The 14,574-nt window shown below is 62.2% G+C and carries 12 protein-coding genes and 1 pseudogene; 8 read left to right on the top strand and 5 right to left on the bottom strand.

Going from position 1 to position 14,574, the window contains the following annotated elements:
* Positions 1 to 10: 10 nt before the first annotated feature.
* Entirely contained in the window at positions 11 to 238 is a 228-nt protein-coding gene (gene lptM / locus PCO31010_RS22805; RefSeq protein ID WP_039393675.1) for an LPS translocon maturation chaperone LptM, read from the bottom strand.
* Positions 239 to 295: 57 nt separating this feature from the next.
* Between lptM and cyaY the strand changes: the two genes are divergently transcribed.
* Positions 296 to 628 (top strand): iron donor protein CyaY, encoded by a 333-nt coding sequence (cyaY, locus tag PCO31010_RS22800; protein WP_150578303.1) that lies wholly within the window; start codon positions 296 to 298, stop codon positions 626 to 628.
* Between the two features lie 27 nt (positions 629 to 655).
* Here cyaY and PCO31010_RS22795 read toward each other — a convergent pair whose 3' ends face one another.
* Positions 656 to 3,121: a penicillin-binding protein 1A gene (locus PCO31010_RS22795; RefSeq protein ID WP_150666273.1), complete on the bottom strand. Its 2,466-nt coding sequence runs from the start codon at positions 3,119 to 3,121 to the stop codon at positions 656 to 658.
* Between the two features lie 244 nt (positions 3,122 to 3,365).
* Here PCO31010_RS22795 and pilM point away from each other — a divergent pair, with 244 nt between their 5' ends.
* The 6 genes and pseudogenes from pilM (at position 3,366) to PCO31010_RS22765 (ending at position 10,744) form a co-directional block, all read left to right on the top strand.
* Positions 3,366 to 4,469, top strand: coding sequence for a pilus assembly protein PilM (pilM, locus tag PCO31010_RS22790; protein ID WP_150666272.1), 1,104 nt, complete (start codon positions 3,366 to 3,368; stop codon positions 4,467 to 4,469).
* A complete protein-coding gene (locus tag PCO31010_RS22785; RefSeq protein WP_150666271.1) occupies positions 4,460 to 5,131 on the top strand; it encodes a PilN domain-containing protein in 672 nt (223 codons plus the stop codon). The genes pilM and PCO31010_RS22785 overlap by 10 nt, the downstream gene beginning before the upstream one ends.
* The gene (gene pilQ, locus PCO31010_RS22780) at positions 5,121 to 7,808 is read left to right on the top strand and encodes a type IV pilus secretin PilQ (protein WP_150666270.1); all 2,688 of its coding nucleotides are present in this window, start codon (positions 5,121 to 5,123) and stop codon (positions 7,806 to 7,808) included. The genes PCO31010_RS22785 and pilQ overlap by 11 nt, the downstream gene beginning before the upstream one ends.
* Positions 7,714 to 8,232 (top strand): annotated as a pseudogene (locus PCO31010_RS26800) (shikimate kinase); the annotation flags it as partial. The gene pilQ and the pseudogene PCO31010_RS26800, both read left to right, overlap by 95 nt.
* A 282-nt stretch (positions 8,233 to 8,514) precedes the next feature.
* The gene (gene aroB, locus PCO31010_RS26795; RefSeq protein ID WP_150666269.1) at positions 8,515 to 9,591 is read left to right on the top strand and encodes a 3-dehydroquinate synthase; all 1,077 of its coding nucleotides are present in this window, start codon (positions 8,515 to 8,517) and stop codon (positions 9,589 to 9,591) included.
* A gap of 16 nt (positions 9,592 to 9,607) precedes the next feature.
* Entirely contained in the window at positions 9,608 to 10,744 is a 1,137-nt protein-coding gene (locus PCO31010_RS22765; protein ID WP_150666268.1) for a deoxyguanosinetriphosphate triphosphohydrolase, read from the top strand.
* Between the two features lie 185 nt (positions 10,745 to 10,929).
* Here the strand turns inward: PCO31010_RS22765 and PCO31010_RS22760 are convergent, their stop codons facing one another.
* The 3 genes from PCO31010_RS22760 to PCO31010_RS22750 all read right to left on the bottom strand — a co-directional run bounded on the left by PCO31010_RS22760 (position 10,930) and on the right by PCO31010_RS22750 (position 13,482).
* Positions 10,930 to 11,307, bottom strand: coding sequence for an ElaB/YgaM/YqjD family protein (locus PCO31010_RS22760; RefSeq protein ID WP_174985062.1), 378 nt, complete (start codon positions 11,305 to 11,307; stop codon positions 10,930 to 10,932).
* A 295-nt stretch (positions 11,308 to 11,602) separates the two neighbouring features.
* Complete coding sequence (locus tag PCO31010_RS22755; RefSeq protein ID WP_150666266.1) at positions 11,603 to 12,352, bottom strand: OmpW/AlkL family protein; 750 nt, start codon at positions 12,350 to 12,352, stop codon at positions 11,603 to 11,605.
* Between the two features lie 281 nt (positions 12,353 to 12,633).
* Positions 12,634 to 13,482 carry an OmpW/AlkL family protein gene (locus PCO31010_RS22750; RefSeq protein ID WP_150666265.1) on the bottom strand — a complete coding sequence of 283 codons (849 nt, stop codon included), beginning with the start codon at positions 13,480 to 13,482 and terminating at the stop codon, positions 12,634 to 12,636.
* A 198-nt stretch (positions 13,483 to 13,680) separates the two neighbouring features.
* On the opposite strand from PCO31010_RS22750, the gene PCO31010_RS22745 reads away from it, so the two are divergent.
* Positions 13,681 to 14,382, top strand: coding sequence for a transposase (locus tag PCO31010_RS22745; RefSeq protein ID WP_150666264.1), 702 nt, complete (start codon positions 13,681 to 13,683; stop codon positions 14,380 to 14,382).
* Positions 14,383 to 14,574: the final 192 nt, after the last annotated feature.

Here is a 14,574-nt window from a genome sequence, read left to right as displayed (position 1 = left end):
TAATTTACGCTTATTCCGGTTTTGCTGCGGGGCGCGAGGCGGCCGGCGGCACGTCGACGGACGGCCCGCGCTCAGGCGTGGGGACGAGCGGCGGCGGAGGCAGCGGGGCACCCGGCGGCGGCGTCGGTTTCACCGGTTTGGCAGGGTAGTAGAGCGGGCCGGCCTGGCCGCAGGCGGCCAATGCGCTCAACAGAGCAATCGACGCTACAATCGCGCAGGTTCGAATAGGTGCAGTCATGGGGGTATCGCCGCGTGGTGCGGCATGCTAACGATGACGCAAACCGTGGAGTTTAGCATGACGGAAAGTGAATTCCTGGCGCTCGCCGAGGCAGTGCTGACGCAGGTGGAGGCGGCGGTCGAGGCGGTGGTCGACGACAGCGATGTGGATATCGATTGCGAACGTACGGGGAATGTCCTGACGCTCGAATTCGACGATGGCAGCAAGATCATCGTCAATGTCCAGACGCCAATGAGCGAGATCTGGATTGCCGCACGCTCGGGCGGTTTCCACTTCCGCCTGAAGGGCGACAAGTGGCGCGACACGCGCGACGATTCCGAGTTGTTCGAGGCTTTGTCGCGCTTTGCGTCGCAACAGGCCGGAGAAACGGTCACGCTTCAGCCGGCCTGATCGAAGGTCACGTCATCCCTGAGTTCGTCAGGGCTTGCTGTTGAACATGTCCAGGATGCGCTGACGCTCCTGGCGGTCCACAGGGGTCGGTGCGGGTGCGGGTGCGGGCATTGCCCCCGGCTGCGCCGGCATCTGACCGGGCAGGGCCCCCGTCGACGGACCCGGGGCTGCCGAACCGTCCGGTGCCGTCTCGGCGCTCAGACCGACGGTGCTGACGGCGCGTCCCGGCGGATAGTCGTCGTAGTAGTAATCGCCATTCGCCTGAATGACGCCCGGCGGCATCGCGCGAGGAGAATCCGGCACCCCACGCAGCGCCTTCGACATGTAGTCGATCCAGATCGGCAATGCCAGACCGCCACCGGTTTCACGATCGCCCAGATTGCGCGGCTGATCGAAACCGATCCAGGCGACCCCCACCAACTGAGACTGATAGCCGGCGAACCATGCGTCGTGCGAATCGTTCGTCGTGCCCGTCTTGCCCGCGAGATCGCTGCGCTTGAGCACGTTGGTCTTTGCGGCTGTGCCGCGCGTCGCCACATCGTGCAGCATCGAATTCATGATGAAGGCGTTACGTGCCGGAATGGCACGAATCGACTCGTCGCCTGCCGCGACTGGCTTCTCTTCCATGATCACGTTGCCCTTCGAGTCGGTGATGCGGGCCACGATGAACGGATTGACGCGGAAGCCGCCGTTGGCGAACACGGCAAAACCGCTCGCCATTTGCAGCGGCGTCACCATGCCCGCGCCCAGCGCCATCGGCAGATAGGCCGGATGCTTGTCCGCTTCGAAGCCGAATCGCCCGATGAACTTCTGGGCATAAGCCGGCGTGATGCTCTGCAGAATGCGGATCGACACGAGGTTGCGGGACCGCATCAGCGCCACGCGCATCGGCTCCGGCCCGTCGAAGCCGCCACCGTAGTTCTTGGGCTCCCACGGCTGTCCACCGGTCTGTGCCGCCGAGAAGTACAGCGGAGCGTCGTTGATGATGGTCGCTGGCGAAAAACCTTTTTCCAGCGCGGCCGAGTAGATGAACGGCTTGAAGCTCGACCCCGGCTGACGCCATGCCTGCGTCACATGGTTGAACTTGTTGCGGTTGAAGTCGAACCCGCCAACCAGCGAGCGGATGGCACCGTTCTGCGGGTCTAGCGACACGAATGCCGCTTCGATGTCCGGCATCTGCACGATGCGCCAATTGTCCTTCGCATCCTTCGTCACGCGAATGACCGAGCCCGGACGAATCCGCTGTTTCGGCTGCGCTTTGGCGCTCAGCCCGGCGGCGGCGAATCGCAGCCCGTCGCCCGTCACGGTGACATCGTCGCCGTTCAGAAGCACGGCTTTCACCTGCTGGGGCGATGCGGCGAGCACCACGGCTGCGACCATGTCGCCACTGTCCGGGTGCTCGACCAGCGTGTCGTCGATCAACTGTTCGCGCTCGTCCTTGCCGTCCGGCAGGTCGATATTCGCTTCTGGGCCGCGATAGCCGTGGCGCAGTTCATACGCCATGACGCCCGCGCGCAGCGCTTCGTACGCCGCTTCCTGATCCGCCGAATTGATGGTCGTGTAGACGTTAAAACCGCGCGTGTAGATCTCGTCCTTGAACTGCGCATATAGCAGTTGACGCACCATTTCCGCCACATACCCGGCGTGCACGCTGAATTCGCTGCCCAGCCCACGCACCACCAGTTCCTGCGCGATTGCCTGATCGTATTCGGCCTTGGATGCATAGCCGAGGTCGTACATGCGCTTCAGGATGTATTCCTGACGCACGCGCGCACGCTTGTAATTGACGATCGGGTTATAGGCCGACGGCGCTTTCGGCAGCCCGGCTAGCATGGCGGCCTCGGCAAGAGTGATGTCCTTCAGATCCTTGCCGAAATAGACGCGTGCTGCGCTGGCGAAGCCGTAGGCACGCTCCCCGAGGTAGATCTGATTCATGTACAGCTCAAGAATCTGATCCTTGGTCAGGCGCGATTCGATCTTATAGGCGAGCAGCGCTTCGTAAATCTTGCGCGTGTACGTCTTCTCGCTGGAAAGGAAGAAGTTACGCGCCACCTGCATGGTGATCGTACTCGCACCCTGCGACGAGCCGCCGCGCGTGAAGTTTGCGACGCCCGCGCGGAAAATGCCGATGAAGTCGACGCCGCCGTGCTGATAGAAGCGGTCATCCTCAATGGCGAGGACGGCTTTCTTCATGACGTCGGGAATATCGGCGAAACGCACGAGATTGCGACGCTCTTCGCCGAATTCACCGATCTGGATTTCGTCGGCCGTGTAGATGCGCAGCGGAATCTTCGGCCGGTAGTCGACGATCGTGTCGAGCGACGGCAGCTGTGGCGTCATCACCACCAGGATGTACCCAGCGAGCAACGCGCCGCAAACGGCCATCGCAGCGATCAGTCCTACGAACCATAGTGCGATGCGCAGCCAGATGGAGCGGCGCGGTTTGGGCGGACGCTTGTCGCGGGGTGTCTCGGTTTGGGGTGTGCTTGCCATGGGAGAACCGGAAAAAACGATGGGCCGATTATAACGAACGCCCCGCAACCTCCCTCGACAGCCTCCCGAAATCGGCGTTTGCGCCTATGGGGGCTAGGAATCGTCCGAGCGCAAAACGGCATGAATTCCGAAAGCGCCTTTCGCTCGCCTTTCCTTCGCCAGTATTCGGAATCGTCCGATTGGACCGCTGTGCCATGCCCGATAGCATCGATCGCATCGATACGACGAAAGGCAGGAGGAAGTCATGATCGCAGCGGTTTTGCGCGGGGTGCGTCACATGGGAAAGCAGTGGGCGGCGATGACAGCGATGAGGCCGGGCAACGGCGGTGGTGGCGGTTGCGGAATCCACTTCGACGCCAATGGCATGCAATTCGTTCGCATCACGCGAACACCGGGGAGCGACCGATTGCGTCTGGACGCCTATGGCGCCGCCGCGCTGGAAGACGGCATGCTGCGTGGCGCGCTGATCGTCAAGCCGGAGGCCGTGGCGCGTCGCCTGGAGGAGTTGTTGGAACGTCTGGGCACGCGGGCGGAGGCGTTGCAGGGTGACGCCATCGTGCTGGCGCTTCCGTCGCACGGACTGAAAACGCAGGTGATCGACTGTCCTGCGGACCTGCCTCCGCGCGCGCTACGAGCGTGGTGTCAGCGTCGTGCGGCGCTTTTGCTGCCCGGCGACGGCGACCCCAATTTGCGCAGCCGTGTTGGCGTGGCGTGGGCTGAACCGGGCAGCCATCGTCTTCGGTTGTATGCCTGCGAAGCGACCCCGGTGGACGACAGGATGGCTGTGCTTGAAATGTCAGGGCTACGCGCACAAGCCATTGACGCCGCCCATCAGGCCGGGCGACGCGCGTTTCTGTGGGCGCAACGTGCAGCCCAGCGAACGTCCGCATCTAACGACCACGAGGCGTTCGCGCCCGCAGCCTCTGTCGGCAGAGATAGAACAGGCGGGCCGGGCGCGCTATTGCAGATCGATGGCCAGACGCTCGATCTGGCGGTGTTCGATGGTGGGGTTTGCGTGGGGGATGTTCGTGAGCGCTTTGACAGCGTGCGCGGGCACCCGGAGGCGTTGGCAAGCGCGGTTCGAGATCTGACGCGAGCATTGCCGATCGCGCCGCGCGTAATCGATGTCGCGACGCAAGGGGCTGGCCCGGCGGAACTGGTGGCGATCTGTGACGCAGTCGCAAGCGCATGCGGTGTTGCTGTACATCCCTTCGACCCGCTCGCGACATTCGAGGGTGCGGATCCTGCCGGACAGCGTCATGAGACGTTCGTGCCGCGTGCGGCGCTCGCTGTGTCTTGTGGGCTGGCGCTGAGAGCCATGTCGATGCAGGGGGTGGCATGCGGGTGACGCAGGCATTTCCGCCGCTCGATTTCCTTCCCACGCTGGCACAGCGGCGACGCCGCGAGATGCGTCGGCAATGGCGAGTCTGGGTGTGCCTGGCGGCGTGCGGCGCCATGGCTTCGCTGGTGCCCATTGCGTGGGACCTTCACCAGCGCAGCGAAATGCAGGCGCAGCAAACGGCATTACGCGTGACGAAGGATAGGCTGGCCGGAGAGGTGGCGGCGTTCGACATGACGCGGCGACAGCTCGCCGAACTGCGGGCTCACCGCAGGACCGTCGTTGCGCTGGTTGAGCGTCGGCCTGCTGCGGCCGATCGTCTGCTCGACATCATGCGGGCCTGCGCCGATGGCGTGCGGTTGTCGGTGGTGAAGATGGCCGACGCGCATCTGCGAATCGAGGGCTATGCGACGACGCAATCGCGGGTGCGCGAAACGCAGAAGCGACTGCGTGCGTTGCCCTGGGTGCGCAAGGTGACCGAGGTCGAATCGAGCGTGGTGCCGGAGAGCATCCGGCGCCAATGGGCGGACGCGCAGACACAGGCCGGGGCACTGAACATTCGTCGCTTTACGCTGCGCATCGCGCTGAAACCCGTGCCTGCACCCGTCGTCTTCGCCGGTGTTTCGGATCTCGACGGCCAAACGACGGAGGAGGTGCCCGATGTACGGTGAAAATCACCCTCCAGATGATGTGCGCGACATGTTTCATGATGTGAAGGCGCGTTGGCGGGCGCGCTGGGAGACATGGCTTTCCATTTCACCGACCGAATGGTCGCCGGGCGTACGGTGGGGCCTCGCGATTGCTGCGGTGCTGACGGGCTTCTTCCTGGCGTGGTCGATTGGGTGGTTGACGAGTCTCCCGGCGCGTGCGGCCCTGAAACAGGGGCTCGAAGCCGAGCGGCAGATGTTGGCGCGTGCCAAGGACGCTGCCGACCGTTTACCGTCGATCGTGCGCCGACTTCAGAACGAAGGAGCGGAAACCAGAACATGGCAACGCATGCTGCCCGTCGTCGAGCCGGGGGCTGAGGCGTTTGCAGGGGCGTCCGAAGGTGAGTCGTCGGCTTCGTCGACCCTGTCAAAGCGTGCAAGTGACGCGCCCGAGGCTGACGACGACGCTCTGGCAGCATGGCGCGCCGATCTTGAACGACTCGTTTCTCGGAGCGGGCTGACGTTGGAGTCTTCGCGTCCAGGACCGGCGGCAGTATCCGGCGAACTGGAAACCGAGCGCGCTGAGTTGCGTGTTCGAGGCACGGTCGCGAATTTGCTCGGCTGGCTTGCTGAGGTCAACCGGCTGCCACGACATCTGGCGGTCGAGCAGTTCTCGCTGGACGGCCCTCGCATGCAAACCGGCACAACTGGCGGTGCAACGCATCCCGACAGCGCAGAAGCATCGTTGAGCGTCACCGTGTCTGCATATCGTTGGCGCCGCACGGCCGAGCCCGCCGAGTCGCTCGACAGGTCGACAGCAAATGCGCTCCCTGCGCTGCCTGAACCGCCACCGCGATGGGAGATGCCGACGGACATCGTCGACGTGTTTCGCACGCCCATGACACGTCGGTCTGCACAAGATGCTGTGACCATGACCCAATCGATGCCTCAGGTGCCCGTCGAGAATGCTGAGCCCGTGGCGGCAATGCGTGCAGGTACTCGTCGCGTCGTGTTGCGCCGGACCGCAACCGCCGGGCTGTCGGCCACCTGGAGCGATGACGGGGCATTGCCGGGTAAGGCGCTGTCGAATCGTGACTCTTCCGACCCTTCGACGGTGGACGTGGTGTTGCACGGTGCTGAAGTTGCAGACGCGCTGCGAGTGTTTGCGCGGTTGACCGGCCGGAGTGTGGCGATCGGCGAGCGCGTCACGGGGCGACTCGATATGGAGGTGACAGGGGTGTCTGCCGCGACGGCGTTCGACGTCATGATCCGAAGCGCGGGCCTGGGTGTGCAATCCGTGAACGGCGTCGACTGGATTGCGCCGCGTGCCGATCTGCTAGCCGACGAGCGAACGCAACTGGAAGCTGCGGCGAAACGTGAGGCATTGCAGCCACTGGCTGCGCGCCGGTTCCGGCTGAACTATCCACGGGCCGAGGCGTTGCGGGAGATCATTCTCGGACAGAAGGACAGCAAAGGGCAGCGTCTCTTGTCCGCGCGCGGCGGTCTCATTGCGGATCCCAGGACAAATCAGCTATTCGTCACCGACCTGCCCGAGAGGCTCGATGCGCTGGCGTCGTTCATCGAGCGCATCGATGTGCCCGTTCGACAGGTGCTGATCGAAGCTCGCATCGTCGAAGCCGACGACCGGTTCAGCGAGTCGCTCGGCGTCCGGCTGGCGGGACAACACGGCGGTGCGAATGCGCAACGTGGCGGTGAAAAGCGTCCGACGTCGGATACAGGATCGTTTGATGTGCCGGATGGCGGGCGCGTCGCGAACGGCGGCACCCGCGCAACGGGCGGCGACACGAGCGTTCCCGGGAGTGCGGTGGATGTCGGACTTTCGGCGGCGGCGCTGGCGGGCGTGGCGCCGCCGAGTCTTGCGATCACATTATTCGGCCGGTCCGCAAGCCGCTTCCTGCAATTGGAGCTCTCCGCACTGGAGACCAGCGGGCGAGGGCGAGTGGTTTCCCGCCCGCGCGTGGTCACGGCAGACAAGGTGCAGGCGCTCATCGAGCAAGGCACAGAATTGCCTTATCAAACGCGCAATGGTCGACGCAACGTGGCATCCGTGCAGTTCCGCAAGGCGACCCTAAGACTCGAGGTCACGCCCTTGATTACGCCGGACGGGCAAGTGATATTGGATGTGGATGTGCGCAAGGACAGCGTGGGGCAGGCCGTCGCAGAAGGCTTCGCCGTCGATACCCGGCATGTTCGGACCCAGGTGCAAGTCGAAAGCGGCGGGACGGTCGCGATCGGTGGGATCTACCAGGAGGTAAAGCGGGACAGCCGCGCAAGCGTTCCCTGGCTGGGAGACGTGCCGGTGCTGGGCGCACTTTTCCGTAACCGCGCCAATGAGGACCGGCGAACGGAGTTGCTGGTGTTCCTGACGCCCAGCGTCGTGCCGGACGGCGCGGCGGCGGTCGGGGCTCCCGATGTGCCCGGCACGAGCGCCAGCGCGGCGTCGCTGCCCCTGTCGGACGACTTGCGTGATGACCTTCCACCCGGTCATCCCCGGCTTCTCGGGGTGTTCCCCGAGGCGACGCGTTCCGCACGCCCGACGCAGATACCGGTATCATCAGGGATTGGAACCCAAATATCAGCGATTTATGCTGGAAAACGTAATACTTGTCGGACTGATGGGGGCGGGCAAGACCACGGTTGGACGCGCAGTGGCACGACGTCTTGGACGGCAGTTCTATGACTCCGACCATGAGATCGAGGCGCGCACGGGCGTGCGCATTCCGGTCATCTTCGAGCACGAAGGCGAGGACGGCTTTCGTCAGCGCGAAACCCAGACCATCGACGAACTCACCCAACGCAGCGGAATCGTGCTCGCCACTGGCGGGGGCGCGGTGTTGCGCGCAGAAAACCGCGAGTACATCAAATCGCGCGGCACGGTGGTGTACCTGCGCGCTAATCCGCACGATCTCTGGTTACGCACGCGTCGCGACAAGAATCGTCCGTTGCTGCAAACGGCAGATCCGCGTGCGCGACTCGAACAGTTGTATCAGGAGCGCGACGGGCTCTACCGGGAATGCGCGACGTTCATCATCGAAACCGGGCGGCCAAGCGTCAACGCGCTCGTCAACATGGTGCTGATGCAACTGGAAATGGCGGGCATCGTACCGAGCAACGCAGCGCTATTGCCTGACGCTACGGACGCGCTGGATGCGGCGGATGCGGCGGATGCAGCGGATGCGACAGACACCTCGGAGAGCGCTCATGGCGATGCCGAAGTGGAACAGCTGCCTCCGGATGATGTCGGCGCGACGCATGAAGTGGACACCGGCGAGGCGATCACGACCGCGCCTGTGACGCCTGGCCGTGATACCTTTCCTCGCTGATAGTGGCCCGAACGGACCGCATTGCCCGATTTTGCAGAACATGACAACAAGCCAACAAACGGCATGATTACCCTGAAACTCGACCTTGGCGAGCGCGCCTACCCCATTCACATCGGCACCGATCTGCTGACGCAGGACGCGCTGTTTGCGCCGCACGTGCGCGGCACGCATGCCGTGATCGTGACCAACACGACCGTCGATCCGCTTTATGCGGAACGGGTGGCTGCGACGTTGCAACGTCTCGGCAAGCGCGTGGTGAAGGCGGTGCTGCCCGATGGCGAGGCTTACAAGAACTGGCAGACGCTCAACCTGATCTTCGATGAACTGCTCGGCGCGCAGGCGGACCGCAAGGCCACACTGATCGCATTGGGCGGCGGTGTAGTCGGTGACATGACCGGGTTCGCCGCCGCGTGTTATATGCGCGGCGTGCCCTTCGTTCAAGTGCCGACGACGCTGCTTTCGCAGGTTGACTCTTCGGTTGGCGGCAAGACGGGCATCAATCACCCGCTCGGCAAGAACATGATCGGCGCCTTCTGGCAGCCGAGCGCCGTGCTGGCCGATATCGGCACGCTGTCGACGTTGCCGGATCGTGAGCTGGCGGCCGGTATGGCCGAAGTGATCAAGCACGGCGCGATTGCAGATGAGAAGTACTTCGACTGGATCGAAGCCAATATCGATGCGCTGAACGGTCGCGACACGGCGGCGCTGACGTATGCCGTGCAACGCTCTTGCGAAATCAAGGCGCAGGTCGTGGCCAGCGACGAACGCGAGCAGGGGCTGCGCGCCACACTCAACTTCGGTCACACGTTCGGTCACGCGATCGAATCCGGCCTGGGCTATGGCGAATGGCTGCACGGCGAAGCCGTGGGCTGCGGCATGGTGATGGCGGCGGACTTGTCGGCGCGTCTGGGCTTTATCGACGAGGCGATAGTGCAGCGAATCAAGGCGCTGGTCGCGGCGGCCAGGCTGCCTGTGACGGGACCGGCCCTCGGCGAGGACCGGTATATCGATCTGATGCGTGTCGACAAGAAGGCGGAAGGCGGCGATATCCGCTTTGTGCTGCTCAACCGGTTGGGGCAGGCGTTCATGACGAGCGTGCCCGACGCCGACCTTCGCGCCACGCTGCGCGCTAACGTCTGAGACAGGAGGGCTGGCGATGATCGATTACGAAGCGTCGCTTGCCCCCTACGCGGCGCGCTCCACCGCGTCACGTGGCCGGCGCTTTGCGGAAAGCGCCCCCACGACACGCACCGAGTTCCAGCGCGACCGCGACCGCATTATCCACTCGACGGCATTTCGGCGTCTCGAATACAAAACGCAGGTCTTCGTGAATCACGAAGGCGATCTGTTCCGCACGCGTCTCACGCACAGTCTCGAAGTGGCGCAGATCGGGCGGTCGATCGCGCGAAATTTGCGCGTCAACGAGGATCTGGTCGAAGCGGTCGCGTTGGCGCACGATCTCGGCCATACACCGTTCGGCCACGCGGGGCAGGACGCGCTGAATGCCTGCATGCAGGACTACGGCGGGTTCGAGCACAACTTGCAGAGTCTCATCGTTGTCGATGAACTCGAAGAGCACTACGGCGGCTTTAACGGGTTGAACCTCTGCTTCGAGACGCGCGAAGGCATTCTGAAGCACTGCTCGCGAGCGAATGCGCGCGGGCTTGGCGAACTGGGCGAGCGCTTTCTCAAGGGACTTCAGCCTGGCATCGAAGCGCAGATCGCGAATCTGGCCGACGAGATCGCCTATAACAACCATGACATCGACGACGGTGTGCGATCTGGTCTGCTGACGCTTGAGCAGCTCGACGAGGTGCCGCTCTGGCACCGCTACTGCACGGAAGCCAAGCTCGCATGGCCGGACATCTCCGGTCGCCGTCTGGTGCATGAGACGACGCGACGCATCATCAATGCGCTGATCGTCGATCTGATTGCGACGACACGTCAACGCGTGGCCGACGCCTCGCCGTTCTCCATGGATGACGTGCGCGCTTCGGGACCGCTCGTCGCATTCAGCGCGGAGATGCGCGAACAGGCGGGAAGTCTCAAGCGGTTCCTGTTCGATAACCTCTACCGGCACTATCTCGTGATGCGAATGGCCGCCAAGGCGCAGCGCATCGTGCAGGAGTTGTTCGAAGCCTTCATTTCCGAACCACGCCTGTTGCCGCCGAACTACCGTCCGGAGAATCCGGAAGATCAGCCGCGCTGGATTGCTCACTATGTGGCCGGTATGACCGACCGCTACGCGATTAAGGAATACCGCAGACTGTTCAGCGTCGAACCGACGCTTTGAGTCACGGATGTCCGACGTTCACAGGTTCTCGGTTACGAGACTGCCGACGAGGGATGGGCGCAAAGCACAAAAAAACAGCCGGCACTTGCCGGCTGTTTTGATTTCAAAGCTGATTCCGTCGAGTCGGACACCGCCGGAGGGCGGCGCGCTTTCGCGACCGCGCCGCCGTCATGCAGCCATCTGATTCAACTGCGACCGAGGATGAAGCCGAGTACCAGTGCGGCTGCGGCCACCGTGCCGACGGTCTGCCACGGGCGCTCGTGCACGTAGCCATCGGCCTCTTCCCAGACTTCATTGGCGCGACGGCGCAGATTCGCACGCGCATCGCCGAAGTCGTCGCGCGCCTGACGCAGCTTATCGCCGATCTCCGCACGAAGCGCTTCAACATCCGACGCCGACTTGGCATTGGACAGTGCGTGGTCCAGATCATCGAGCAGATCGCGGACTCGCGACGACACATCACCACTCGCCAACCGCGCGGCGCGTGCCGTACGACGACCGGCAAAGCGTGCGTCTTCCATGCTGCTGTTGAGTGCCGTTTCCGCTTTCGAGGCAATTCCCATTTTCAGACTCCCAAGAGGTGGTATTGAAATGCGACGTCCGGTAAACCCGGGAGGACGAACGTCGGTGGAACCCTGAGGCGAGCGGCCATTATGGCCCGCCCACTTGCGTGCGTACACCTGGAAAGACAGTTTCGGGAAAAGGAAAGTTGCGGCGCTTTGGCTGAAGATGCTGTCGGAATACGCTGACATGCGTTGAGATGGTGATTGTCGCGCCCTGAAATGCGAAAACGCCGCACAAGGCGGCGTTTCCAGTACAGCTTGATGCGACTCGGTGTAACTTGCGTCGTGCGGCGACTTAGAAGCGGTAGCCGAGCGACAGGAACGTCACGACCGGGTTCAGCTTGACCTTCGCTTCGCTGGTCGTCGTGATCGGACCGCGCGTCGTCGTCAGCTTGGCCGTCGTGCTCACCGGGATGTACGACACCGAGAAAGCCAGCGTCCAGTGCTTGTCGACGTTCCAGTTAATACCTGCGTTGAACACCGGTGCCCACGAGTTGGTCAGTTTAGCCGTCGTGTTGCCGCCGGCACCGCCGGTCAGGCTTGCGCTCGCCAGCTGCTGGAAGCCCGGCGTCAGTTCGATGTTCGAGTACCAGAAGTAGCTCGCACCGATACCGAGGAACGGACGCCACGTGTCGCCCGCCTTACCGAAGTAGTACTTCAGCAAGATGGCCGGGCTCCACTGCTTGGCCGAAGCCAGCGATCCTCCGCCCGGCAGCGCCAGGTTGCCCGTGCCATACAGGCGGAACTTCGGCGGTACGCCGAACACGCCTTCCACGGCGATGTTGTCGGTGAAGAAGTGGGTCAGCGTGAGGCCGAGCGTGTCGGCGTCATCGACATTGGCACCCGTGTTACCCAGGCGGCTGTTCACCAGATTTGCCAGTCCCGGGACATTCGATCCAGTCACATGCAGCGGATCACTCGAAACCTGGGGCGAGAGATGGAACCAGCCTGCGCTGACCATCGTATCCCCAGCTTGCTGTGCGAAGGCGGCCCCCGATGCCGTCAGCATAGCCGCGGCAGCAATCGTCAAATGCTTCAACTTCATCGATTTCGTCTCCTGCTCAAGATTCTTTATTGTCGAGAATTTCGTTAAATGAAATTCAGGGCCATTATGCCGACCGTGCAAATTCGCGGATAGCGCGACTCTGGAGGTGTCGCTCTAAAGGTGTTGTATCCGCGCATCGACCTATGGAATGCCCTTAGAAAAAAGCGCTGGACGAAAGAAAAGCGTGCCCTTATACGTCAAGCACGCTTTCGGAAATAACTGCGGAGTCCGATATTCTGGCCGCAACTAGCGGAACGCAATTAGCGTCCCGCCAGCTGGGTTTAGAACTTGTAGCCGACCGATACGAAGGTCACAATCGGGTTGAGCTTGATTTCGGCATCGGACGACGAGAGTACCGTTCCGTCCTGCGCCTTGATTTTGATGTTCGCAGTGGTTTTGAGCGGCAGGTAGGAGACCGACGCGCTGGCAACCCAGTGCTTGTCGAATGCATAAGAAACACCGGCGTTGAAAACCGGTTGCCACGACGCCGACGATTTGGCTTCGACCGTCGTCGGCCCGTTATGTCCGGAAGTAAAAGACAGCACGCTGCCGAAATTCTGATTCAGCGCCGCTTCAAAATTCGGATTGAGGCTGACGTTCGTGAAGAACGTATAACTCACACCGACACCCAGAAAAGGGCGCCACGTCGAATTGGCTTGTCCAAAGTAGTACTGCAGCACGAGCGCCGGGCTCCACTGGCGCACACTTTGCACAATCGGGTTGTTTTGCGCCGCGCCGAGGTCGATACTCGTGAGCGCGCCGGCCAGTCCCGGTGGCGCAATCACGCCTTGTCCGGTGAGCTTGAACTTGGCTGGCACGCCGGCCACGGTCTGCAAGGCGATGTTGTCGGTAAAGAAGTGCGTGATGACGAGCCCGAGAGTGTCGGCGTTGCTGACCTTCGCGCCGCTGCCGGGTGAAGTAAAGTTCGATGGCACGAGCGTGGGGGTGAGGCCCTCCTGAGTGACGCTGGTGGTCATCGGTTTGCTGGAGTCCTGCGGGGCGATGTGGAACCAGCCGAGGTTGACGACGTTATCGCCTGCTTGTTGTGCACTGGCGCTGGTGGACGCCAGGGAAATGCCGAGTCCGAGCGCGCATAAGCACGCCGCGGACCGATAGGTCCGAGTTGTCATTTGTCTTTCCTCCCAAGATTATTTATTTATTTTTCGATGCATTATGCGCTTGGGATTTCGGTGCGCAATCGTCGGATCTAGAACTTTTGTACGAATCAACGGGGTTTAGCTAGATATCAGTATTTAAAGAGATTTTTCATGTTGAAACTCTCTCGCAAATCGTGATGTCCAGCTTTAAAGCATTACATTTGAATCAGCATGGCCCGATTACCGAGACTCTTCATTCCGCGTCAGCCGCAGCACGTGATTCTGCGGGGCAATAACCGACAGGCTATCTTCGTCGACGACGAGGACCGGCGCGTGTTCCACGACCGTCTGCGCGACGCCGCACGTGCCAACGGCCTGGCCATCCACGCCTGGTGCATGATGCCGAATCATCTGCATCTGGTCGCGACGCCCTCCGACGAGCGAAGTCTGCCCGCCACGTTGCAGGCGGTTGGCCGCTATTACGTGCTTTATTTCAACCGACGCCATCAGCGCACGGGCACGTTGTGGGAGGGCCGATATCGCGCCACGGTGATCGAGGCGGAGCACTATCTGTTACTCGCTAGCCGCTATGTCGAGCTCAATCCCGTTCGTGCCGGTCTGGTCGACGCCCCGGGTAATTACCTGTGGTCGAGTTACAACCATCACGTCGGTTTGACGGTCGATAGCCTCGTGACGGACCACGCGCTCTATTGGGAATTGGGCAACACGCCGTTCGAGCGTCAGCGCGCTTACGCGGAGGGGTTCTCGATCCCCCTGCCAGCGCATGAGGTCGACGCACTGCGTACAGCGACGCAGAAGGGATGGCTGCTCGGCGGTCCCGAATATCAGGCGAGAATGTCGCTCGCCGCGAATCGCCGGGTGAGTCCACTCACGCGCGGGCGTCCCCGCAAACCGGCACCCAATGCCCCCTGACGCAAGAATCCGACAGGCCGGTTCCGGCCTGTCGTTCCCCCAGTAAGCTCTCCAAGCGGTTGAAATTAAAGATTTTTCTGTCAAATCTTCGTCGCATGAAATCCATCTGACCCCAATAAAATCAAGCCTTCTTTTGGTGCGGTTTTTAATTGGAATCTGACCCCATTAAATTCTTTTGTCATTGTGAATTTC

The organism is Pandoraea commovens (assembly GCF_902459615.1).
GTDB lineage: Bacteria > Pseudomonadota > Gammaproteobacteria > Burkholderiales > Burkholderiaceae > Pandoraea > Pandoraea commovens.
The sequence above is the reverse complement of the archived record's forward strand: the minus strand, read 5'-3'. Positions and strand labels throughout refer to the sequence as shown.